The organism is Enterococcus sp. AZ191, from assembly GCF_051713845.1.
Lineage (GTDB): Bacteria > Bacillota > Bacilli > Lactobacillales > Enterococcaceae > Enterococcus_B > Enterococcus_B durans.
The window spans coordinates 1780288-1803604 of record NZ_JBIOQS010000001.1 but is presented as its reverse complement, the minus strand read 5'-3'; the positions used below and the strand labels follow the sequence as shown (position 1 = coordinate 1803604).

The 23317-nt window shown below is 38.5% G+C and carries 22 protein-coding genes; 20 read left to right on the top strand and 2 right to left on the bottom strand.

All coding sequences use genetic code 11. The features are described from left to right. The first annotated feature begins 250 nt into the window (after positions 1–250). From IGI47_RS08720 to clpB, 20 genes are all read left to right on the top strand, one after another. Positions 251–742, top strand: coding sequence for a PH domain-containing protein (locus IGI47_RS08720; protein WP_104661524.1), 492 nt, complete (start codon positions 251–253; stop codon positions 740–742). Continuing rightward, a complete protein-coding gene (locus IGI47_RS08715) occupies positions 735–2207 on the top strand; it encodes a PH domain-containing protein (protein ID WP_438783955.1) in 1473 nt (490 codons plus the stop codon). The genes IGI47_RS08720 and IGI47_RS08715 overlap by 8 nt, the downstream gene beginning before the upstream one ends. Before the next feature lie 128 nt (positions 2208–2335). Further along, positions 2336–2812 carry a MaoC/PaaZ C-terminal domain-containing protein gene (locus IGI47_RS08710; protein ID WP_005879875.1) on the top strand — a complete coding sequence of 159 codons (477 nt, stop codon included), beginning with the start codon at positions 2336–2338 and terminating at the stop codon, positions 2810–2812. 1 nt (position 2813) lies between these two features. Beyond that, the gene (locus tag IGI47_RS08705; RefSeq protein WP_005879873.1) at positions 2814–3497 is read left to right on the top strand and encodes a Bax inhibitor-1/YccA family protein; all 684 of its coding nucleotides are present in this window, start codon (positions 2814–2816) and stop codon (positions 3495–3497) included. Between the two features lie 194 nt (positions 3498–3691). Continuing rightward, positions 3692–6337 carry a DNA polymerase I gene (gene polA / locus IGI47_RS08700; RefSeq protein ID WP_438783954.1) on the top strand — a complete coding sequence of 882 codons (2646 nt, stop codon included), beginning with the start codon at positions 3692–3694 and terminating at the stop codon, positions 6335–6337. A 34-nt stretch (positions 6338–6371) separates the two neighbouring features. After that, positions 6372–7205 carry a DNA-formamidopyrimidine glycosylase gene (gene mutM, locus IGI47_RS08695; protein ID WP_311931429.1) on the top strand — a complete coding sequence of 278 codons (834 nt, stop codon included), beginning with the start codon at positions 6372–6374 and terminating at the stop codon, positions 7203–7205. After that, a complete protein-coding gene (gene coaE / locus IGI47_RS08690) occupies positions 7172–7804 on the top strand; it encodes a dephospho-CoA kinase (protein ID WP_311931430.1) in 633 nt (210 codons plus the stop codon). Before mutM ends, coaE begins: the two co-directional genes overlap by 34 nt. A 52-nt stretch (positions 7805–7856) precedes the next feature. Then, positions 7857–8186, top strand: a complete 330-nt coding sequence (locus tag IGI47_RS08685; protein WP_081134491.1) for a CsbD family protein — start codon at positions 7857–7859, stop codon at positions 8184–8186. Between the two features lie 764 nt (positions 8187–8950). Continuing rightward, positions 8951–9427, top strand: coding sequence for a transcriptional regulator NrdR (gene nrdR / locus IGI47_RS08680; protein ID WP_438783953.1), 477 nt, complete (start codon positions 8951–8953; stop codon positions 9425–9427). Between the two features lie 21 nt (positions 9428–9448). Beyond that, entirely contained in the window at positions 9449–10828 is a 1380-nt protein-coding gene (locus IGI47_RS08675; protein ID WP_438783952.1) for a replication initiation and membrane attachment family protein, read from the top strand. Beyond that, on the top strand, positions 10828–11754 hold the full coding sequence (dnaI, locus tag IGI47_RS08670) for a primosomal protein DnaI (RefSeq protein WP_095443931.1): 927 nt from the start codon (positions 10828–10830) through the stop codon (positions 11752–11754). The genes IGI47_RS08675 and dnaI overlap by 1 nt, the downstream gene beginning before the upstream one ends. A gap of 353 nt (positions 11755–12107) precedes the next feature. Next, the gene (locus tag IGI47_RS08665; protein ID WP_311931432.1) at positions 12108–12545 is read left to right on the top strand and encodes an LptM family lipoprotein; all 438 of its coding nucleotides are present in this window, start codon (positions 12108–12110) and stop codon (positions 12543–12545) included. Between the two features lie 331 nt (positions 12546–12876). Next, on the top strand, positions 12877–13248 hold the full coding sequence (locus IGI47_RS08660) for a hypothetical protein (protein WP_311931433.1): 372 nt from the start codon (positions 12877–12879) through the stop codon (positions 13246–13248). Positions 13249–13352: 104 nt separating this feature from the next. After that, entirely contained in the window at positions 13353–14051 is a 699-nt protein-coding gene (locus IGI47_RS08655; RefSeq protein ID WP_311931434.1) for a tRNA (adenine(22)-N(1))-methyltransferase, read from the top strand. Continuing rightward, the gene (locus IGI47_RS08650) at positions 14051–15172 is read left to right on the top strand and encodes a Nif3-like dinuclear metal center hexameric protein (protein ID WP_311931435.1); all 1122 of its coding nucleotides are present in this window, start codon (positions 14051–14053) and stop codon (positions 15170–15172) included. Before IGI47_RS08655 ends, IGI47_RS08650 begins: the two co-directional genes overlap by 1 nt. 14 nt (positions 15173–15186) lie before the next feature. Continuing rightward, positions 15187–16419, top strand: a complete 1233-nt coding sequence (gene pepT / locus IGI47_RS08645) for a peptidase T (protein WP_311931436.1) — start codon at positions 15187–15189, stop codon at positions 16417–16419. A 124-nt stretch (positions 16420–16543) separates the two neighbouring features. Continuing rightward, the gene (locus IGI47_RS08640) at positions 16544–17446 is read left to right on the top strand and encodes a diacylglycerol/lipid kinase family protein (protein ID WP_311931437.1); all 903 of its coding nucleotides are present in this window, start codon (positions 16544–16546) and stop codon (positions 17444–17446) included. A 26-nt stretch (positions 17447–17472) separates the two neighbouring features. Then, positions 17473–17745 carry a DUF1294 domain-containing protein gene (locus tag IGI47_RS08635; protein ID WP_005879846.1) on the top strand — a complete coding sequence of 91 codons (273 nt, stop codon included), beginning with the start codon at positions 17473–17475 and terminating at the stop codon, positions 17743–17745. Positions 17746–17755: 10 nt separating this feature from the next. After that, positions 17756–18790 (top strand): lysylphosphatidylglycerol synthase transmembrane domain-containing protein, encoded by a 1035-nt coding sequence (locus IGI47_RS08630; protein ID WP_438783951.1) that lies wholly within the window; start codon positions 17756–17758, stop codon positions 18788–18790. A 347-nt stretch (positions 18791–19137) separates the two neighbouring features. Beyond that, on the top strand, positions 19138–21747 hold the full coding sequence (clpB, locus tag IGI47_RS08625; RefSeq protein WP_438783950.1) for an ATP-dependent chaperone ClpB: 2610 nt from the start codon (positions 19138–19140) through the stop codon (positions 21745–21747). Between the two features lie 410 nt (positions 21748–22157). On the opposite strand, the gene IGI47_RS08620 is transcribed toward clpB, so the two are convergent. Together IGI47_RS08620 and IGI47_RS08615 are read right to left on the bottom strand one after the other, a co-directional pair. Continuing rightward, entirely contained in the window at positions 22158–22820 is a 663-nt protein-coding gene (locus IGI47_RS08620; RefSeq protein ID WP_438783949.1) for a hypothetical protein, read from the bottom strand. Next, positions 22813–23307 (bottom strand): nucleoside 2-deoxyribosyltransferase, encoded by a 495-nt coding sequence (locus IGI47_RS08615; RefSeq protein WP_438783948.1) that lies wholly within the window; start codon positions 23305–23307, stop codon positions 22813–22815. The genes IGI47_RS08620 and IGI47_RS08615 overlap by 8 nt, the downstream gene beginning before the upstream one ends. Positions 23308–23317: the final 10 nt, after the last annotated feature.

Below are 23317 nucleotides of genomic sequence, written 5' to 3'. Positions count from 1 at the left end.
ATAAGCCGAAAGAGTTGCTTCTGCTTCCGCCGTTTATTCGTTTTTAAAAGAATGAGACAAAAGTGTTTCTTACTTTTGTCCCACGCTCAAATAAGCGATTTATTGAAAAAATCCATTGGCAAAGGGGATAACTAGTAGTATTCTTAACTAAATAAAATGGTTTCAAATAACTATAACTAATGGGATAAGAATCGGTTTGCTTGGTAGAAATAAATGTTTTTTGTTCCTTAGAATGAAGGTGAGGGAAAGAATGAATTATCCATTGTTAGCACAAAAAATGCCACAGCGCATCAAAAAAGTTTGGCAAAAAAGCATATTCTTAACTAGCGTTATTTTTTTATTATTGGGTATCATCATGTTTGGGATACTCCGTTATTTACATCAACTGTCAGCACTGTGGGGTAGCATACTCATTGGCTATTTTCTCATCGTATTGATTGTGACTATCCTGAAATTCGTCCTTGTTCCTTATCGTTATGAATTTCATCGCTATGAGATCACCCCAGAAGACTTGGTCTTTCAAAAAGGGTTTATTTTTCGCTCAACGACCTATGTCCCGATCAACCGAATCCAACATGTCGAAACAGAGCAAGGACCTTTCCTACGCCAACAAAACCTGATTCAAATTGCGATCCACACGGCTGCCACCACCCACCGATTAGCTGGTTTAGATATGGAGGAAGCACAAGCTTTGCGTCAGCAGATCATCGAATTAGTGAAGGTGGCGAAGGAAGATGTCTAAAAAGGTTCATTACCACCCATTGACCATCCTTCTCCATGTTTTATCTGCATTAAAAATATGGATACCAGCAATGATCCTCGGGATTTTTAAAAATGGTCTCAAAGATAGCGGATGGATGTTTTTGATTTTTGGCGGTATCCTTATCTTACTATTGGGCATTTGGGCATGCATGAAATATTACTTTGAGTCTTATACGATCGATGCAGATAAAATGGTCATCTATGAAGGGATCATCCGAAAAAAGGAAATCGAGGTAACATATGAACGAATGCAGGCAATCAAGCAACACCAATGGTTCTTTTTGGTTCCCTTTCATGTCGTAAGTCTACAGATCGAGACTGCTGGAGGAGAGAGTAAACCAGAAGTCAATATTCCAGCCATACCGATCCGGGTATTCAATGAAATCGAACATTACCGGCAGCAAACAAACAACAAACAAGAAAAAAACTTTCCCGAACAACAAGCAGATGAAGCGATTATTAAGAAGAGCTCGCTTTACGAAGAAGCTGTTAAATATCAATTAACGAATCGTCAGATCTTTCTGTTTGGCATCACGGATCTGAGTGTGTTTATGGGGATTTTCGTTGTGTTATTGACAATCGAACGGTTTATGTCAAAAGAGTGGGTCAATGAGGTTGCAGATGTGACAATCTCGGCTGTTCAAACTGGTGGGCTGTTCGTTGTGGCATTCGGACTTTTATTTATTGGCGTTGCGATGCTTTTCGCGATAATTAAAAGCATGATTACGTACTATCATTTCAAAGTAAGCTATTTCGAGAAGACATTGACGATCGAACGAGGATTACTTGAAAAGCATGTTCAAAAGATTCCACTCAACAAAGTGCAAGGGATTCGAATCAAGCAAAATATATTGAGAAGATTACTTAGGATCTCATCTGTGGAATTGATTTTAGCAGGGGGACAAGAACAAAAAGAAAATGCAGATAACACGGCTAAAGTCCTGCTCCTACCAATAATCAATGAAAGTGAATTGTATCCGGTGTTACAAATGATCTATGCTGATTGGCAAATGGCAAAACCAACCATACAAGCTGTTTCGCGAGGACGCTGGTTTTATTTTTCCCGCTGGTCCATCGCTGTGCTATTGCCACTAGCAATCATTTCTTTTTTCTTTTACTGGTGGTTGGGAACGATCCTATTGTTGGGGCTGTTCTTTGGCATAGCAACGGACTTATTGAATAGCCATAATCAAGGATTGGCTTTTCTTTCAGATTCGCGACTTTGTATCCAAAATTACCAATATTTTACAAAACTCCAAACATTTATTGACCGTGCAAAAGTCCAATCGATCGAAGAAACCAGTACGCCTTTTCTTTACCGTAAAGATTTAGCCCATCTTAGTTTGCAGTTGAGAGAAGGAAATGGGCGTCTAAATGTTAAATTACGCTATATGAAGGAGAGAGATATTCAACGAGTCACTCGTTTTTTTAGAAGTGCGAACTAAAAAAAGGAATCATTTTCGAGCCAGCAGGATTCTTAAGTATATCTAGTGTTTAGTTAGTGGAACTTGCCTTTTCTATTTGTTTTGGTACAATGAGTAATGATTAATATATAAACTGGAGGGTTTTTATCTTGAACATAGGTAAACCGCGTAAATTAGGAAAAACAATCAATGAAATTGAGGAAGGAGACTCGTTATCTTTAACAGAATCGATCGAAGATAACCAGTTATTGTTATATCTAGGTTTGACAAATGATGCCAATCCTTTGTATATCCAACATGATTTTGCTCAAAAAACAGAATACCACCAGCCAATCGTTCCATCGGTGATGTTGATGGGGATCATTACCAGTGCAATCTCGAAACATCTGCCTGGACCAGGTTCACATGTCGTCAATTTTTCTGTGAATTTTATTGAACCAGTTTTCCATTACGAAACATTGACTTTTCAGTTTGAGGTCATCAAAGTAGACAAAATGAAAAATGTAGTAACAATTTCTGTGGAAGCAACCAACAGTGTCGAAAATCGAGTATTAGATGCTGTAGTAATGGTTCAACCAGCAGAAGAACCAGAATTAGAAATTACACTTGAAAGTGAAGGTGAATAATATGAACAATCAAAATACTATGGCAGCAGGAATCAATCGATTTTATGCCAAGGTTTATGCTTTTCTAGGTGGAGGGCTTGCATTGAGTGCTATCGTGTCTTATTTGACACTTCAAGTTTTCCCTTACCAAATCGCTTCATTCATCAACAACTTCCCGTTAGGATTTATGGGGCTGTGGATCGTAGAGTTGATTTTAGTCATGGTTCTCGGAGTGAAAGCACAAAAGAATCCTAGCTTAGCAATCGGTGGTTTTGTCGCTTACTCATTGTTAAATGGGCTGACATTGGCTGTTACATTATCCTATTATGATATCGGCAGCATTACCAAAGCATTCATTACTGCTACAGGTATGTTTTTGGGGATGTCAGTTGTCGGGATGGTCACGAAGAAAGACCTAAGCGGCGTTGGTCGTGCGGGAATGGCTGCATTGATCGGCGTGATCATCGCAATGGTATTGAACATCTTCATTTTGCGAAGCAGTGCAGTTGAATTATTCATCTCGCTTCTGCTTGTGTTGATTTTTGCAGGGATCACGGCTTATGACAATCAAAAGATCCGTAGTATCTATGTGCAAAGCAATGGAACAGCCCACAGTGGAATCGCCGTCTTCTTGGCACTACAATTGTATCTTGACTTTATCAACTTGTTCTTAGCCTTTTTAAGAATTTTTGGTAAAAACAATTAACAATAGAAAAACGTATTTAACAGGGGTGTGACAAAAATCTTGTCACACTCTTTTTTTGAATAAACGGTGCAGAAGTACTTCTGCAATAACCGTATATTTTATTTATAGAAGAAAATTTCTCGCGTTTTTCTTTTCGCTTTCCTACGTATTCTTTGTTAGAATGAAGAAGAACTTTACAGTAAGGAGTTAAACAAATGACAAAACATAAATTATTACTCGTTGATGGGAATAGTGTAGCCTTTCGGGCATTTTTTGCGCTCCACAATTCATTAGAACGCTTCAAAAATAGAAACGGTCTCCATACAAATGCCATCTATGCGTTCCATAATATGTTTGAGAATGTGATGCAAAAAGAACAACCTACCCATGTTTTAGTCGCCTTTGATGCGGGAAAAACAACTTTTAGAACAGAGATGTACGCAGAATATAAGGGTGGCCGTTCCAAAACTCCTGGAGAATTCAAAGAACAGATGCCTTATATCCGTGAATTACTAACTGGTCTAGGTGTGAAATATTATGAACTGCCGAATTATGAAGCAGATGATATCATCGGTACACTAGCAGAAAAAGTCAATAAAGATGAATTTGATGTGGTCGTTTTATCTGGTGACCGTGACTTGACACAACTAGCTAGTAAAGAAATCAAAGTGGATATCACTGTCAAAGGTGTGAGTGATATTGAAAGTTATACACCAGAACATGTGGCTGAAAAATATGATGGATTGACCCCAAAACAGATCATCGATATGAAAGGACTCGCTGGCGATGCCTCAGACAATATACCAGGAGTAACGAAGATCGGTGAAAAAACAGCAATCAAATTATTGAAACAATATGGTTCAGTCGAAGGAATCTATGAACATATCGATGAGGTGAAGCAAAGCAAGATGAAAGAAAATCTTATAAATGACAAAGATCAAGCCTTCTTATCCAAAGAACTAGCGACGATCAATACGCAAGCGCCTGTCGAAATCTCTATCGATTCCTTGAAATATGAAGGAAAAAACTTGGATAAATTGGTTCCATTCTACAAGGAAATGGAATTCAAACAGTTTCTTTCTAAACTGGCTATCGTAGAAGAAGAAACGCCAATGACCGATATCTTATTCGAAGTCGTTCATGAGTTCCATGAAGACATGTTCACTACAGATATGGCGCTGTATGTCGAAATGATGGGAGACAATTATCATACTGAGGATATCGTTGGTGTTGCTTGGGGAACGAAGGAAAAAATCTATGTGACGAATGATCTGGCTATCTTTGAAAACGAATCTTTTCATTCTTGGTTAGCTGATCCTACTAGGCTGAAGAAAGTGTATGATGCAAAACGCACGTATGTTGCCTTGAATCGTTATACAACGAAAACAAAGGGCATTGATTTTGATGTGTTATTGGGAGCCTATTTACTGGATACCAACGAAAAAAGTACAGATATCGAAGGAATCGCCGCTCATTACGGCTATCATGAAGTCCAATCGGATGAAGCTGTCTATGGCAAGGGAGCAAAAAAAGGATTACCTGAAGATGAAGAAGTCTTTTTTGCACATTTAGCTCGAAAAGTCTCTGCTATCAATGTGCTAACGCCTCAATTAACCAGAGAATTAGCAGAAAAGAATCAAGAAGATCTTTTCAGAAAAATGGAATTGCCGTTATCGATCATCTTGGCTGAAATGGAAATCAGTGGGATCAAAGTCGATGCGACGCGTTTACAAGAAATGAAAGTTGAATTTTCTGATCGTTTGAGAGAAATCGAACAAAAAATCTACCAAGAAGCAGGTGAAGAATTCAATTTGAATTCACCTAAACAACTTGGAGTCATCTTATTTGAGAAAATGGGACTGCCAGTTATCAAAAAAACGAAAACAGGTTATTCTACAGCCGTCGATGTATTGGAACAACTAAGAGAACAAGCGCCAATCGTTGATGATATCCTAACCTATCGCCAAATCGCCAAAATCCAGTCTACTTATGTTGAAGGGTTACTTAAAGTGATCCAATTAGACGGAAAGGTCCATACTAGATATGTCCAAACCTTGACACAGACAGGACGTCTAAGTTCAGTCGATCCGAATCTGCAAAATATTCCGATTCGTTTAGACGAAGGACGGAAAATCCGTCAGGCGTTTGTGCCAAGAAAGAAAGATTGGTTGATTTATTCATCTGATTACTCTCAAATCGAATTGCGTGTCCTCGCCCATATCTCAAATGATGAACATTTAAAAGCTGCCTTTCTTGAAGGACAAGATATCCACGCAAGTACAGCAATGCGAGTATTTGGAATCGAAAAAGCAGAAGATGTGACACCAAACATGCGCCGTCAGGCAAAAGCAGTCAATTTTGGGATCGTGTATGGTATCTCCGATTATGGATTATCGCAAAACTTGGGGATCACTAGGAAAGCGGCACAACAGTACATTGATACGTATTTCGAAAAATATCCTGGGGTCAAAGAGTATATGGAACGAATCGTTCGAGAAGCAAAAGATCAAGGATTTGTTGAAACATTGTACCATCGCCGTCGCTATTTACCAGACATCAACTCACGAAATTACAATATCCGTTCATTTGCAGAAAGAACGGCGATCAACACACCAATACAAGGAAGCGCCGCTGACATTCTAAAAATCGCAATGATCGAACTAGACAAGCGTTTGAAGGAAGAAAAATTGGAAGCAACGATGTTGTTACAAGTGCACGACGAACTTGTCTTTGAAGTACCTGAAAAAGAATTAGAAACACTTGATCACTTAGTCAGTGAAGTAATGGAACACGCCGTTTCCCTCCATGTCCCTTTGATTACAGATAGTAGTTGGGGAAAAACATGGTATGAAGCAAAATAAGTGAAAAAAGAGCGAAAGAATTGAAGGTGAAATAATGCCAGAATTACCAGAAGTTGAAACTGTTCGAAAAGGCTTGGAGCGGTTAGTCACTGGAAAAACAATCAAAAAAGTACAAGTATTGTGGCCTAAAATCATTGAACAGCCAGAAACACCTATTTTTGAAGCGACATTGATTGGTGAACGAATCGAGTCAATAGGACGAAGAGGAAAATTTTTGATTTTCCATTTAAGCCATTATGAGTTGATCTCCCATTTGCGAATGGAAGGGAAGTATCAATTTGTTGAAACAAATCAGCCTATTGATAAGCATACCCATGTCCTATTCTTCTTTGAAGATGGAAGCCAGCTACGATACAACGACGTACGTAAGTTTGGACGTATGACACTCGTTGATAAGGGAGCGAGTGATACGTATAAAGGTATTTTGAAATTAGGGCCGGAACCTTTACCAGATCAATTTTTGCTTGATCAGTTTATTCTGGGCTTGGGTAAGTCCCATAAGGCAATCAAGCCTTTATTACTTGATCAAAAATTAGTTACAGGACTAGGAAATATCTACGTGGATGAAGCGCTCTGGGAAGCAAAAATACACCCAGAGCAACCAGCCAACACATTGAAACCAAAAGAAATCGAATTATTAAGAAAAGCAATTATTGATGTATTGTCACGTGCAATAGAAGCAGGCGGAACCACGATCAGAAGTTACCTCAATGCGTTAGGTGAAGCAGGTAATTTTCAAGTAGCACTACATGTCTATGGACAAACTGGCCAGCCTTGCGTTCGCTGTCATACGCCAATTGTTAAGACTAAAGTAGCGCAAAGGGGGACGCACTATTGTCCAAATTGCCAAAGTCTGAAAATAAAATAGGGTTTGTATTAGGGTTGACGGGTGGAATTGCTACAGGAAAAAGTACAGCAGCGGCTATTTTTAGCAATCATGGTATACCAATTGTTGACGGGGACATTATCGCTCGTGAGGTAGTCGCACCGAAAAGCGAAGGATTATTGGCACTAGTCAGTGTATTTGGAGATGTGATCCTTCAAAATAATGGCACCCTTGATCGGAAGGCATTGGGACAAATCGTTTTCAATTCTGTCGAGGAACGAAAAAAGATGGATCGGCTACTTGATCCGTTCATCCGTACAGTGATCACAGAACAAATCGAACAATTGAAAACTGAACATCCGTTAGTTGTGGCAGACATCCCGCTTCTTTATGAGGGGCATTATGAGCAACTCATGGATGCAGTGGCAGTAGTTTATCTGCCTGAAAACATCCAAATACGGCGACTAATGAAAAGAAATCATCTAAGCCTTGAAGAAGCAAAACAGCGAGTCAGCAGCCAGCTGTCCATTGAAGAAAAAAAAGCACTCGCTGATATCGTTTTTGATAATAGCGGGAGTAAAGAGATGCTCGAAGCACAGATCAAAAACTGGTTAGCGGAATCTCGCAATCGATTTCTTTGAGTATATCCAGTAATTTTGCTATGCTGAATATAAATCAAAGAGGAGGATTGCTATGGGGACTTTTAAAAATCAAAAAGATAAAGTGGTTGGCTCAGCAAAAGAAAAGATCGGTGAACTCATCAATAAGGAAGAATTAAAAGATGAAGGCCGTACTCAAGCAGAAATTGCGAAAGAAAATGAAGAAAAGTATCAAGCCAGAATAAATGAAATTGAAGATGAGCAAGCAGAGGCAGAAGCGAAAAATCAAGATTTAACAAAAGAACGAACAGCAAAAAATGAACGCAAAAAAGCACCGCTTCCTGAAGCAGAACATATCCCTAATCAGCAAAAAATCGACGAACAACGTATGAAACATTATACGGGTATCGAAGAAAAACTTTGATCGATCTACATGCAAAAAATGAGTTGAATGAATACACGAATAAACCAAATCCTTGGGAACACCCGTGGATCTTGGTTTTTTTTATTTTCTAAAGATAGCCCAGAAGTTCAGCCAATCTCAAAATTGCTGTGATCGGTGTTTGTCTGTTTGATGAACGTTTGAAGTAATTGTGCTAATAAAATCAAACTAAGCTAGACTTGCTGATGGACCAACTAGCCAAGAATAGCGATAAAATTTTTAGAAATCTCGCCCTAATTGAATGAGAGTGGGAAAACAATCATCATAGTCGTGTATGACAAATGGTATAGTTGGCCTTATACGATGGCTCTCGGTGGACAAAGAGAAATAAGATGACTATACCTGTCGATCTTACAACGAGTGTGTCCGATACAAAATAAGTAGTCTTAATGTTCGATGATTTTAGTGGGGGCAAGTCTAGTTGTTTAGGACTCTATTTCACACGTCCAATGTGAATATAGAAATCGAACAAATTACGTACAAAATTAAAAAAAAATGTTCTTGTATTCGCTTTTTTTGTACAGGAAAGTCGCGTTGAACACACGTTTCGTGTTATAATACAACTAGTTGCAATTTGTAAAAAATCGAAAAAATGTAAATATTTATAAGAAAAAACGTATTTACTATTGTAAGCAACGATCATTTAATCGAAGTCCATCAAATCAGCCATTTCTATTTTCAAGATTTGGGTATTTGATATGAAAATAGTAGTTTGATAGAAACACTCACAAGAAGAGGTGAAGAAAATGAGATGTCCTAGATGCCAACATAATAATTCTCGCGTCATTGACAGCCGACAGGCAGATGATGGGCAAGCAATCCGAAGAAGAAGAGAGTGCGAAAGTTGTTCTTTTCGTTTTACCACATTTGAAAGAATCGAAGCGGCACCATTATTAGTCATCAAAAAGAATGGTGAACGTGAGGAATTCAATCGCGACAAAATCTTGCGTGGATTGATCCGCTCAGCAGAAAAACGACCAGTTGCGATGGAGCAGATGGAACAAATCGTGAACCACGTAGAAAACCGGGTCAGAAGTCTTGGTGAAAACGAAGTATCTACTACATTGATCGGGGAATATGTCATGGAAGATTTAGTCAATCTTGATGAAATAGCCTATATTCGTTTTGCAAGCGTCTATCGTCAGTTTAAAGATATGTCTGTTTTCTTAAAGGAATTGCAAGATATCGTTGATAAAGCAAAAGAAAACAATAAAGAAAAATAAGAAGTAAGGAGGCCTATTTCCTTGGATAATGCATGGAAAGAGCTTCAACCCAAAAATATCTACCAAGGAAGAAAAAGTTATCCTCTAAAAGAAGATGGAAGATCCGCCTTGTTGTACCTGTATCAGCCATTGATCGGTGGAGAAGCCATGAGTCTGTATTTGACCCTCTTATCAGAAATATCAGCTGAAAATGGCCAATCACCAGAAGGATTGCATGCAGATCTCTTAAGTAGTTTGAGTTGTGGATTGCCCCAATTTTATGAAGCCCGTAAGCGATTAGAAGGAATCGGTCTTTTAGATGTTTTTTACAAAGAAGACGCCAGCTTAGGAGCTTGTTTTATTTATGAATTATTAGAACCAATGGATGCCTTCGCTTTTTTCAAAGATAGTGTACTTTCCTTCTTGCTTTTAGAAAAAGTGGGAGAACGCCGCTATGAACAGTTAGTCCAATTATTCCAACCAAAGACGTTTTCGTCTCAAAGCTACCAGAAAATCACGAAAAAATTTTTGGAAGTTTATCGGTTCAGTGAAGCTGCTTATGCTGCTAATCAGGACAAGATCGAAAATGTGCAAGCAGGATTTCAACAAGAAAAACCAGGTTTATTGGTATCTGATTCAGATCAACCTAAACTTGATTGGGCCTTTTTGACAGAGTGGCTGACAAAAAAACATATCCCAGTTCTTGAAGATCCATTAAAAGAACAAATCGAGATGTACCATCAGCTTTACGGCGTGGATGAATTGACTATCGGTGAATGGATCGTTCTAGCCTATGATTTTTCTGAACAAAAAGTCTCGACAAAAGAACTGCAAAGAATCGTTTTAACAAGTCAAGCACAAAAACCCAAAAAAAGTGATCCAATAAGTCCAGAAACAGGTAGAGAAGAAACGGTTACTGCTGACAGTTCGTTACCGAACGCCATAGTAGAGTTGATCAAAGAAGCCCAAAGTATCCCACCGATGAAGTATCTTGAAGCATTAAAACAAGAAAAAGGCGGTTTTGTCTCAAAACAAGAAACATGGTTGATGCAAGACTTAGTTTCTCGTTCAGGCTTATCAAGTAGTGTGATCAATATTTTAGTCAACTATGTGTTGGTCATAAGAAATCAAGCAAGTTTAAATGCAAGCTTCGTCAATACGATCGCGAATGAATGGGCCCAAAATAAGATTACTACTCCAGAAGAGGCAATCAAGCATATCCGTACGATCAGTAATCAAGCAAAACAAACGAAAAAAAAGACAACACAGTCATACGCATCTACGCGGCGCAATGTACGCCGTGAAAAACTCCCTGATTGGGTAAACAAACCAAAAGAAGAACAGAAAATCAGTAGTGAGAAAAAGGCAGAGATCGAACGTAGATTTAAAGAATATTTTGCAAAAAAGGAGGGCGATAGCTAGTGGAAGATGTCGGAAAAGAGCTAAAGAAAATCATTAGCAGAAGAGATTATCAGCAGAAATTTACTGAGATGATCCAAGAAGTCTTGAACGATCCAGATGTTCAAAGTTTCTTATCAGAACATCAAGAAGATTTGACACAAGCAGATATTGAAAAAAGTTATGCTAAACTGTATGAATTTGTTCAAGAAAAACGGAAGTATCAAAAAAATGATCCCACGATGATCGCACCAGGCTATGAGCCCAAATTGACCCTGAACTTTCACTATGTCGATGTGACGTATGTACCAACAGAAGCTTTGCTCGCGAAAAAAAGACAAGAAGAGATCAAAAGTCGGATCAAAGCAGTGGATATGCCAAAAGATATCCAAGATGCCTCATTCAAAAATTTCGAACGTACAGATGGTCGGAGCTATGCCAGCTTCGAGGCGCTTGATTTTGTCGAACACTATAGTGCTGATCCTAAGGGGTACCACAAGGGACTATATCTAGTTGGTAGTTTTGGGATCGGAAAAACGTACTTACTAGGTGCAACAGCAAGAGAATTGGCTATTAAAGGGTTCACGACCACTCTCGTTCACTTTCCGACTTTTGCGGTAGAGATGAAACAAGCGATTGGGAAAGACCAAGTGGCGGAGAAATTAGACGCAGTCAAGCGTTCACCAATCCTCATGATGGATGATATCGGCGCCGATGCAATGAGCAGTTGGATCAGAGATGAAGTATTCGGTGTGATCCTACAATATCGGATGCAAGAACAGCTTCCGACATTTTTTTCTTCAAACTTCACGATGGATGAATTGGAACAACATTTATCTGTCACGCAGCGTGGCGATGAAGAGCCATTAAAAGCTAAAAGGATCATGGAACGGATTCGTTATTTGACCAAAGAAATCGAAATGACTGGGCGTAATCGAAGGAATGGTTGAATAATTCTTCCGAGCTTTTAATGAAACATGCAAAATTGTGAAAGGTGTTTTGTTCAGAAATCATTACACTATATACGATAGTATCAAAGAAAATAGAACAGAAGTATTCAGCTTCAAGAAAAAAAGGTTTTCCGTAAAATACTGCTAAAATTTTGTAGGATTTCCGTTTGAAAAACTATTTTTTGAAACATCATGTATTCAAAAAAGGAGAGTGTGGCAATTTTTTGTCACACCCTCTTTACATAATTATATGCACTACCTAAAGGGAAGCGAATCCATCTATTAGGCAAACATATAGTAGTCGGGCGCAACCATCAAAATAAGTCAACTAAAAATGAGCTGGAGGAAATTTTATGAAGATTTTATTTTCAACAATGATTGCGGCTGGTTTACTTTTTACATTAACAGGCTGCGGAAATGAAGACCCAAGTAAAGCATCGATTGATTCGATCAGTGCGGAAACATCGACGGAAGTAAGTAACTCTGCAACGCAAGGTCAAAGTATTTTTAATGGCGAAATCGAAAGTATCTCAGAACCGGATGATTCGACGATCCAAATCAAAGTGATCAACGTAAAAGAAATAAAAGACTCGGAAAATATCGGAAGTTCTTTTACGAATGATGGTGTTATTTTGAATGCGTCTGAGGAGCAACTAAAAGATGGAAAAGAGGCATTCGAGAAAGGCGATCAGATCGAGATCGTATTAGTAGAAAATTCCATAATGACAATGTCGATCCCACCGCAGATCCCTGGTAATTCAATTGTCGAAATAGCTCGGATTGAAGAATAGGACCACTTCTCTAAAAAAACTTGAATTAATAGTTTGCTAGTCCACATAAATACCGCAAAGTAGGGAAGTAGTTGAAAAAAACTACATTCGCTTCCTAACAAAATAGAATAAGTAGCGGGAACAAAAGTAACAAATCCGAAGCATAAAAAGCTGATTTTTAAAAATTTGAAAAACAAATTTTGGGAATGTTTGCTTTTTTTGTGACATAACACTTTGTCCTGGCTTCTTTTACATAAATGACATGGATCAAAAAAACAATGTAAGAGTTAAAGGAAAGTAGTTAGATACGATCGGCAGATAAGTGAACGACAATGATTTGAAGGAGGTATTCATGAAACTTATTTTTTCATCGATAATCGCTATCGTATTCCTTTCTTTGACTGGTTGCGGAAACCAAGAGAACGATGATCTCTCAGAAAAAAAAGAACGGTATGTCTACACTGGAGAAATTATCGATATTTCAGAAAATGAAAAATCAATACTTACTATCAGAGTAACGGACATAAAAAATATAGAAGAATCAAAGGATCGTGCTGGTGATATGGTTTTGAGCGCGTCTGCTGAAAAATTGAAAGATGGCAAAGGCTCAGTACGTGTTGGTGACAAAATCAAGTTTGTACTGAAGGATTTGCGAATGACCCGGTCAGATCCTCCGATAGTCTTTCTTGACTCTTTGATCGAAATAGCACGTATTGGATCATAGGCAGTAGGATTTTAGAAAAAAATGAAGGAGATTTGAAATTTTTTCTTTTCGAATCTCCTTAAATTATAATGAAAATGTTATAATGGCGTGGAAGGAGTGAAGGTATGAACCATTTGGAATTATCTAAACGTTTAGCGAAGGTGGGAGAATTTGTTCCAGAAAATGCTCGTTTAGCAGATATTGGCTCTGACCATGCTTATTTACCAGTGGCATTAATGTTAAAAGGAAAAATCCAATTTGCAGTTGCTGGCGAAGTAGTAAAAGGTCCTTATGAATCAGCGAGGAAACAAGTGCGAAAGGACGGCTTAGAAAAGCAGATCACTGTACGTCTGGCAAATGGCTTAGATGCAATCGAAGCAGAAGATCAAATTGATGCAATCACGATTGCTGGAATGGGTGGTTCATTGATTCGGGAGATCCTAGAAGCTGGCAAACAAAAAAAACGCTTATCTGGGAACGAACGCCTGATTCTTCAACCAAATATCGGTGAACGAACACTGAGAAGCTGGTTGCAAGAGAACAATTATCAACTTATTGCAGAAACGATTTTAGAAGAAAATAAAAAAATCTATGAGATCCTTGTGGCGAAAAAGACACAAGAGAAAGTCACCTATAGTGAAAAAGAATTGATGTTTGGACCTCACTTATTGAACGAGTCCAATGAAGTGTTTCTCAATAAGTGGCAGCGAGAACTGAAACAGCGACAAACGATTCTGCAACAGCTGACTCATGCAACAAATCAGCAAGTCAGAAAAGAACGAATGGAAAGTGAAATCAAAATGATTGAGGAGGTACTAGGCTAATGACAGTCAACGGCAATGTGTTTATTCGCAAATTTGAAGAATACTGCCCTCAATGGCTGGCAGAAGACGGCGATCCTGTAGGTCTACACATTGGAACGTTGAATAAACCGATCCAACGGGTGATGATGACGCTCGATGTTCGACCAGAAGTCGTAAAAGAAGCCATTGATAAAAAGATCGATCTATTGATTGCAAAACACCCACCTATCTTTCGCCCAGTGAAACGTTTAAATACAGATGATCCACAAGAAAAGATGTATGCGGATCTATTGAAACACGATATCGCTGTGTATGCTGCACATACCAATATGGATATCATTGAAGATGGGTTAAATGATTGGTTTTGTGAATTGCTCGGTGTCAAGGTCGAAAACTACTTAGTCAAAACACATGAACGTCATTATAAAAAACTGGCTGTATATATACCTGTGGAACAAGCTGAAGAATTACGTAAAGCATTGGCTCAAGCTGGTGCAGGGCAACAAGGAAACTATGACTCCACCAGCTTTACTACGATCGGCCAAGGACGTTTTCGCCCAAATGATTCAGCTCACCCTACAATCGGTGAAGCTGGTCAACTGGAGAAGGTTCAAGAAGCGAAAGTAGAAGTCATTTTTCCTGAACATCTTGAGCAAAAAGTTCTTCGAGCGATGTACGCGGTCCATCCATATGAAGAAGTGGCTTATGATCTGTTTAGAATCGATGAGCCAGCTAAAACATGGGGACTTGGCCGTATCGGAGAATTATCAGAAGAAATGCCTCTCGACACTTTTGTAGCCAAAGTGAAAGAAGCTTTCCAATTAGACGGACTTCGCGTCGTACGTCCCATAGAAAAAGAAGTAATGGTCAAGAGAGTGGCAATCTGTGGTGGCAGTGGGGAAAAATTTTATCCTCATGCACTGTCTCAAAAAGCTGATGTTTATATTACTGGCGATATTTATTACCATACAGCACAGGACATGCAGAGCGCCGGCCTTGCTGCCATTGATCCGGGACATTATATCGAATCATTGTGCAAAGAGAAGTTTATCGAAAAATTTGAATCTTGGAAAAAAGAAGAGGATTGGTCTATTGACTTCTTTGTTTCTGAAACAGATACCAACCCATTTCAATTTAACTAAAAGGAGAGAATTTTATGTACGAAAATCTTTTACCTCGTTTTTTACGCTATGTTAAAACAGAAACACGCTCAGATGCAACAAGTCAAACGACACCATCTACACAAACACAAGTCGCTTTTGCACAAGTTTTAAAAAAAGAACTAGAAGAACTTGGATTGTCGGATGTTTTCTACAATGAAGAAAATGGTTTTGTGATCGGTACATTACCAAGCAACGTGGATCGTCCTGTGCGTTCGATCGGTTTCATCTCCCACATGGATACAGCTGACTTCAATGCGGAAGGAGTCAATCCTCAGATCATTGAGAATTATGATGGGGAATCGGTGATCGTATTGGATAGCGAAGAACGCTATACGCTAAATACTAAAGACTTTCCTAATTTAAAAAATTATGAAGGCCACACATTGATTACGACAGACGGCAGTACGCTACTGGGAGCAGATGATAAAGCAGGGATCGCTGAAATCATGACAGCGATGGAAATTTTGATCAAAAACCCAACGATTCCACATGGTGAAATCAAAGTAGCATTTGGTCCAGATGAAGAAATCGGTGTAGGGGCGGATAAGTTTGATGTTGAAGCATTCAATGTCGATTTTGCATATACTGTCGATGGCGGTCCATTAGGTGAATTGCAATATGAAACATTTAGCGCAGCTCAAGCAGAGATTTCGATTCAAGGGAAAAATGTCCATCCTGGTACAGCAAAAGACACGATGATCAATGCGCTGCAATTAGCGATTGATTTCCATAACCAACTGCCAGCAGATGAAGTACCGGAAAAAACAGAAGGTTATGAAGGCTTCTTCCATTTGATGGCCTTGAATGGAAATACAGAAGAAGCAACGATGAGTTATATCATCCGCGACCATGACCGTGAAAACTTTGAAGCTCGCAAAGCATTGATCACGGAGATCCAAGAAAAAATGAATCGTCGATTTGACCAAGAACGAGTAAAAGTCAATATGTACGATCAATACTACAATATGCGTGAAATCATTGAAAAAGACATGAGTATCGTCGAATTAGCAAAACAAGCAATGATCGATCTAGAAATCGAACCGATCATTGAACCAGTCCGTGGCGGAACGGATGGTTCAAAAATTTCATATCTAGGTATTCCGACCCCTAACCTATTTGCTGGTGGAGAAAACATGCACGGACGCTTCGAGTTTGTTTCTCTTCAAGTAATGGAAAAAGCGGCAGATGTAATTGTAAAAATTGCGGAATTGAACACAAACGTTTAAAATTGAATAGGATGTCGGATCAGTCAGCTAGTCGATCGGTTCGATAAACGTCGGGGGGAGGACGAATTCCAAGTGGAACCGTCTATCCCCTTGATTTTTGTGTGAAATTAGGAGGTAAAAGAGTATGGAAAAATTGCTGGTCTTTTATAATGAAAGCTCAGGAAATGACGAAGGCGAAAAATTAGCAAAATGGTTCAAAGATTACGTGAGTGAAACGCGACCCGAGCTAACCGTTTATTTAACGGAAACCGGTCCTTCGGTGAAACACAGAACACTTGTAAAAAAAGCAGAAGAACACGAGGCAGATACCTTGATCATCATTGGGGGAGATGGAACGATCCATCATATTGTTCAAGCTTTCCAGAAGAAACTAGAACATTATCAAGTAGGATTATTACCCGGTGGAACAGTCAATAATCTAGCAAAGGTACTTGGAATCCCTATAGATAAAGAAGAAGCGGCAGATGTTATTTTAGGGGAAGCCATTCGTAAAATCGACTACGGAAAAGTAAATGATGAAGTGATCATTTCCACATTAACGATCGGGATACTCGCTGATACAGCTGTTTGGATCAGCCAAAAGGAAAAACAACGATATGGATCTTGGATATTTATGAAACGTTTTGTCAATCTATTGCTGAAAAAGAAAAAATATCATCTAGATATCAAAACAGAGAACGAACACTGGAAAGGAAAAACGCAGTTACTGACAGTTACGATGACGAACTCTGTTGGTGGGTATACGAATTTTGATGATTCTGCTAGTCCAGATGATGGGAAATTCCACATAACGATCATTCCATCTCTTGATATTTTCCGATTTATCTTTTATCTTCCTCGTATAATCAAAGGAAAAATCTATTCAGTCCCTGGGATCACTTATTTGACAGCAAGTCAAATCAATATCCAAGCGCAGGAAAAAAAGGTTGGCACCCGTACAGATGGTGATACCACCGATGATCTACCAATTGAATTAGTCGTTGTTCCCAAGGGACTATCTGTATTTGTTCCAAAAGAAACAAAATAATTTTTCTGACTAGTTGGAGGAAAAAAATGAATGCAATTTTATATAACCCTTTGTGGTTTTATCTGGTACTTGTAAATATTTATTTGTTTTGTTTGATGGGGTATGATAAACGTCAGGCAAAAAAAGGAAAATGGCGCGTACCAGAAAGTAATTTGATCTTTGTTAGTTTACTAGGCGGCGGCATTGGTGGCTTGCTTTCACGAAAAGTCTTTCATCATAAAACGAGAAAAAAGAAATTTACAATTGGATTTATGGCGGGTGTACTCGTTGATTTGATTTTGATTTATTTTTTTCATTAAGGAGTAGTCAATGTCAACTAAAGGAACAAAAACAAAAATAGTCTTAAATCTGCTTTTATTGATAGGAATACTAGCCATTATTTATTATTTGATCAATCAATCATTTGCAGATATATTTGCTGAATTACTATCGACAAGTTTAGTTGTTATTGTTGCAGCATTAGTATTAGGAACATTTTATCAACTTGTAGAAGGACGCTCCATCAAAGAAATTGCAGAACCTTTCGCCAATGATTTTTCTACGATGGACGGCTTCTGGACATCCTGTTATATTGCATTTTATCGGATCGTATCTTTCGGTACAGGAACGTTGATCTCGGAGATTTATTTCTACAACAAAAAAGGAATGAAATTCTCTCAAGGCGCTGGTGTCACGGCATTGCACATGATCATGTACAAACTGGCTGTGATCACGTATGCCATCATCGGTTTGATTGTCCAGTTCTCGTTATTCTATTCTAAAGGACCATCCATGATCTGGTTCATTATTGCTGGGATCGTCTTGACGGGTCTCATTATTGCTTTTCTGTTATTGATCTCAATAAGTTTGAACCTTCAAATTTTCTTTGTCAGTGTGTCAAATAAATTATTCAAAAGTCAAAGATTGCGAAAATGGGTCGATACCTGTAATACACAAATCTATTCACTGAGAGAAACAGTTCAGACGATCGTAAAAGATCGAACAGCATTGCTCCAAATCTATTTTTGGAATATGCTCAAGCTCTTGTTCTGGTATGTGATGCCATATATCTTCTTGGTCGAAAATCATCCGAAAATCGATTTCTTACTGACCTTTTCATTTATTAGCTTTGCGGTAGTATTGTCTGGCGTGATCCCGACGCCTGCGGGAATCGGTTCATTTGAATTTGTCTATCTGTTATTATTCAAACCTTTAGTCGGGACTGTCGATGCAGTTTCGTCCTTACTTCTCTATCGTTTCAGTTCATTTATTTTGCCATTTATCTACGGGTTCTTTTATGTCGTAGCTGATCGCAGAAAAGTACTAAAAAAAGAGATCAAAGAAGTAAAAAGAGAAAAAGAGTAAAATCATTGATCAAATAAGAGAGGTCGGGACAAAAGTGTTTCTTACTTTTGTTCGACACTTTTTTTGACATTTCCGAAAAAACTGACTTTTGGACGCCGTTTATTCAAGAGTCTGTAGAAAACCTGATTTTTAGATTTGTCCCGCATACTCTAAACATAGTAACAGGTGGAAGCAAAAGATCACTTTTTGTTTCAGCCTGTTTCTTTTTTAAAAATAGGTAAAGAAGTGTAAAATAAAAGGTAGAAAAGTAATGTTATTCTTTGACCAATATTGACCAAAAGAGTATAATAATAATTGTAAAGAATTGATGAAAAACAATTCAGACTCTTTATTCAGGAGGTAAGAAGATGAATATTGAAAAAATGACAACTACGCTACAAGAAGCGATTGCCGAAGCACAACAAATTGCTGTCACTCGGAAACATCAAGAAATCGACATTGCCCACTTATGGAAGATTTTTTTACAACCAAATCATTTTGGCCGTAATCTATACACAGATGCCGGCTTAGACGTCGAGGGCTTTGAAAGAGAAGTTGACCGTGTGCTTGATGAATACCCGACCGTATCAGGAGGAAATGTCCAATATGGTCAAAATCTCAGCCAAAATCTATTTCATTTGTTAAATGAAGCTGACCAAATCAGAGAAAGTTTCGGTGACGAATATCTTTCAACTGAAGTGGTTATTTTGGCATTGATGAAATTGAAAAATTATCCGTTGACTGTGTACTTAACGAAAAACGGATTATCGGAAAAAGAACTTAGAAACAATATTGAAGAAATGAGAGGTGGAGAAAAAGTGACCTCAAAAAATCAAGAAGAACAATACAAAGCGTTAGAAAAATACGGAGTGGATTTAGTCCAACAAGTACGTTCAGGTAAAATTGACCCAATTATTGGCCGTGATGAAGAAATTCGTGATGTGATCCGCATCCTTTCTCGAAAAACAAAAAATAACCCTGTGTTAATTGGGGAACCAGGGGTAGGTAAAACAGCTATCGTTGAAGGATTAGCACAACGAATCGTGCGCAAAGATGTACCAGAAAACCTAAAGGACAAAACGATTTTTTCTTTAGATATGGGCGCATTGATTGCGGGAGCAAAATTCCGTGGTGAATTTGAAGAACGACTAAAAGCTGTCCTTAAAGAAGTAACGAAAAGCGATGGTCGAATCATTCTATTTATCGATGAAATCCATAACATTGTTGGCGCAGGCAAGACCGAAGGAAGCATGGATGCTGGTAATTTGCTAAAACCAATGCTAGCACGCGGTGAGCTTCATTTGATCGGAGCAACAACGTTGGATGAATACCGACAATATATGGAAAAAGACAAAGCATTGGAACGACGTTTCCAAAAAGTACTAGTCAAGGAACCAACAGTGGAAGATACGATCAGTATTTTACGTGGTTTAAAAGAACGCTTTGAGATCCATCATGGAGTCAATATCCATGACAATGCACTAGTTGCTGCTGCTACACTTTCTGATCGCTATATCACAGATCGGTTCTTGCCAGATAAGGCAATCGATTTGATCGATGAAGCCAGTGCAACTATTCGTGTAGAAATGAATTCTATGCCAACAGAGTTGGACCAAGTCACACGCCGATTGATGCAATTGGAAATCGAAGAAGCAGCATTAAAGAAAGAATCTGATGATGCCAGCAAGAAGCGATTGAAGAACTTGCAAGAAGAATTAGCGGACTTGCGTGAAGAAGCGAATGCAATGAAAATGCAGTGGGAAACAGAAAAAGAAGAAGTCAATACAGTTTCTTCTAAACGTGCAGAAATCGATAAAGCAAAACATGAACTTGAAGATGCAGAAAACAATTATGATCTTGAACGTGCCGCTGTTTTGCGTCATGGGACGATTCCACAATTAGAAAAAGAATTAAAAGAATTAGAAGCTAAAGCTAAAGATAGTGACATCAAAATGGTGCAAGAATCAGTGACTGAAAATGAGATTGCTCAAGTAGTCGGTCGCTTGACAGGGATTCCTGTGACGAAATTAGTTGAAGGTGAAAGAGAAAAACTAATGAAGTTGAACGAAACCTTGCATAAACGAGTAATCGGACAAGATGAAGCAGTAGATGCAGTCAGTGATGCAGTGATCCGCTCTCGTGCCGGGTTACAAGATCCAAACCGTCCGTTAGGTTCATTCTTGTTCTTAGGGCCAACTGGTGTCGGTAAAACGGAACTAGCCAAAGCATTAGCCGAAAACTTATTTGATTCTGAAGAGCATATGGTACGGATCGACATGAGTGAGTATATGGAAAAACATGCCGTCTCTCGTTTAGTAGGAGCCCCTCCAGGTTATGTTGGTTATGAAGAAGGCGGTCAGCTGACGGAAGCGGTAAGAAGAAATCCTTATACCATCGTTTTACTTGATGAAATCGAAAAAGCACATCCTGATGTCTTCAACATTTTATTGCAAGTGTTAGATGACGGACGTTTGACTGACTCTAAAGGACGCGTTGTCGATTTCAAAAATACCGTATTGATCATGACAAGTAATATTGGATCACAATTATTACTAGAAGGTGTGACAGCGGAAGGCACGATCCCAGAAGAAGTCGAAGAACAAGTGCGAACGATCCTTCGCGGCAATTTCAAACCTGAATTCTTGAATCGAATCGATGATACGATCCTCTTCACACCGTTAAGTTTAGACAATGTAAAAGGCATCGTCGATAAGATGGTGGCACAATTAGCCAAACGACTAGAACATCAAGAAATCTTCTTGACGATCAGCGATGAAGCCAAAACATGGATCGCTGAAAATGCGTATGAGCCAGCTTATGGTGCACGTCCATTGAAACGCTTCATCACGAAAGAAGTGGAAACACCTTTGGCAAAAGAAATCGTGTCAGGTCGCATTACACCTAAATCAAAAGTAACGATCACTTTACTTGATGAAAAACTTCATTTCAAAGCAGAAGAATTAGTTGAAGAAGCATGATACGAAACATTGACCAATAAAATAATAAAATAGATAGTTGAAAATGGCTTCCTGAAGCACATTCCAAAATGAGGCGGGACAGAAGTACTCCTTACTTTTGTTCCACGCATATTGGATAGGCAATAGGAAGCTATTTTTTTATCCAGAAGAAAGACAAAGTAAATTAGCTTCAGTTAATTGTTTCAGTTTACAAGATTCCCATTAAACTAACCTATAGCTAATGAAGAGAAAAAGGAGAGAGGGAAGCAAGTGGTATTTTTATCACACCTATTAAATCGAATAGCCATCGAAAAGTTGATCCTTTTGAAAAAAAATAAGCCGAAATTCTCAAAAACTAAAAAGGTTTTCGTGAATCTCGACTTAATTTCTTAAGATGTCGTACACTTGTAAAGTGCGTTCAGTTATTTACTTTATATGATCTCTAAACGGTAGCTTTCAAAATAAGCCGGATCATTTTTTCCTTGTACCCAAGCAAAAATCCCCATGAGCAAGGCACCAATTGTGTTCGTCAGTAAGTCCCCCATCGTGTCCATCAATGCAGCCCGACCAACGAATAGTGTGCCATCAGAAGCTGCGAATCGTTGTAGATTCATTCCTAAGAATTGATCGCAGAGAAATTCCCAGAATTCCCAAAAGACACCACATAGACCAGCAAAGGCAAAACCGAAAAGCAAGAACAACCAAGGACTTGTTTTAGCGATAGGCGCTTTTTTGAGAAGCAAGCCAATCAATCCATAGCCCAATGCTGTCAGCACCATCGGACTCACCGCATGTAAGATTTTATCCCAAAAAGAAATGATACTGATCAAATGCATCCCAGTTCCTAAAAAGACTGAGATAAATAAGAAAAACCAATAAAATAGCACGATAGCATCTGGAATATGCAAATGAAATAATTTCTTCATGATCTGAGGGAGAAAAATCAATACGATTCCTGCTAAAGATTCAATAATAAATGTAATCCCTTGAGTCGTCGAATATTTATTAGTGATAAATTCAAAAATGTTGTAGCAAACCACAAAGAGACCAAAAACAACAAGGGCAATCTGCACTTTTTTTACTGTTTTACTCATTCAATTGTCCTCCTTTTAAATAGACCTTCAATGCTTCTAGTAGTTCTGTTTCATCAGAAACGATCGATCCGTTTAATTTGATCAGGCCAACTGTATAGAGATTAAGGTAATGGAATTGATTTTCCGCGACTTGCTGCAACGCCTCAAGTTTCTTAGGGTGTGAACCACCTTGTTGACGGCTGTCGGTATATAGACCGACGACCGGGATACTTTTTGCGTAAGCCACACCAATTTCTGAAGCAACGCCAGCGTCAATCATCAATCCATCAAGTAAAGCAATCATCAAGTCACTTTCTAAAACTTTTTCCGTATCAGCTAAAGCAATCATTTTGCTATCTGCATAAGCTGTTTTATCATTGATTGCTTCATTTTCTTGAGGCAAATAAACAGTCAGATCCTCTGAGACAGCTCGGATCTTCTTTACAAGCATGGCGTTATAGAGTAAATCACTTTTAGCAAATAGTGGGGCAGCAAAATATATTTTCATTTTTTATCAT

Coding starts and splice junctions, on each gene's coding strand:
- IGI47_RS08630 (WP_438783951.1), top strand. CDS start 17,756: ATGTCAACTAAAGGAACAAAAACAAAAATAGTCTTAAATCTGCTTTTA.
- IGI47_RS08620 (WP_438783949.1), bottom strand. CDS start 22,820: ATGAGTAAAACAGTAAAAAAAGTGCAGATTGCCCTTGTTGTTTTTGGT.
- polA (WP_438783954.1), top strand. CDS start 3,692: ATGACAAAACATAAATTATTACTCGTTGATGGGAATAGTGTAGCCTTT.
- IGI47_RS08655 (WP_311931434.1), top strand. CDS start 13,353: ATGAACCATTTGGAATTATCTAAACGTTTAGCGAAGGTGGGAGAATTT.
- IGI47_RS08715 (WP_438783955.1), top strand. CDS start 735: ATGTCTAAAAAGGTTCATTACCACCCATTGACCATCCTTCTCCATGTT.
- pepT (WP_311931436.1), top strand. CDS start 15,187: ATGTACGAAAATCTTTTACCTCGTTTTTTACGCTATGTTAAAACAGAA.
- clpB (WP_438783950.1), top strand. CDS start 19,138: ATGAATATTGAAAAAATGACAACTACGCTACAAGAAGCGATTGCCGAA.
- mutM (WP_311931429.1), top strand. CDS start 6,372: ATGCCAGAATTACCAGAAGTTGAAACTGTTCGAAAAGGCTTGGAGCGG.
- IGI47_RS08650 (WP_311931435.1), top strand. CDS start 14,051: ATGACAGTCAACGGCAATGTGTTTATTCGCAAATTTGAAGAATACTGC.
- IGI47_RS08660 (WP_311931433.1), top strand. CDS start 12,877: ATGAAACTTATTTTTTCATCGATAATCGCTATCGTATTCCTTTCTTTG.
- IGI47_RS08720 (WP_104661524.1), top strand. CDS start 251: ATGAATTATCCATTGTTAGCACAAAAAATGCCACAGCGCATCAAAAAA.
- IGI47_RS08705 (WP_005879873.1), top strand. CDS start 2,814: ATGAACAATCAAAATACTATGGCAGCAGGAATCAATCGATTTTATGCC.
- IGI47_RS08685 (WP_081134491.1), top strand. CDS start 7,857: ATGGGGACTTTTAAAAATCAAAAAGATAAAGTGGTTGGCTCAGCAAAA.
- IGI47_RS08665 (WP_311931432.1), top strand. CDS start 12,108: ATGAAGATTTTATTTTCAACAATGATTGCGGCTGGTTTACTTTTTACA.
- IGI47_RS08640 (WP_311931437.1), top strand. CDS start 16,544: ATGGAAAAATTGCTGGTCTTTTATAATGAAAGCTCAGGAAATGACGAA.
- nrdR (WP_438783953.1), top strand. CDS start 8,951: ATGAGATGTCCTAGATGCCAACATAATAATTCTCGCGTCATTGACAGC.
- IGI47_RS08635 (WP_005879846.1), top strand. CDS start 17,473: ATGAATGCAATTTTATATAACCCTTTGTGGTTTTATCTGGTACTTGTA.
- IGI47_RS08615 (WP_438783948.1), bottom strand. CDS start 23,307: ATGAAAATATATTTTGCTGCCCCACTATTTGCTAAAAGTGATTTACTC.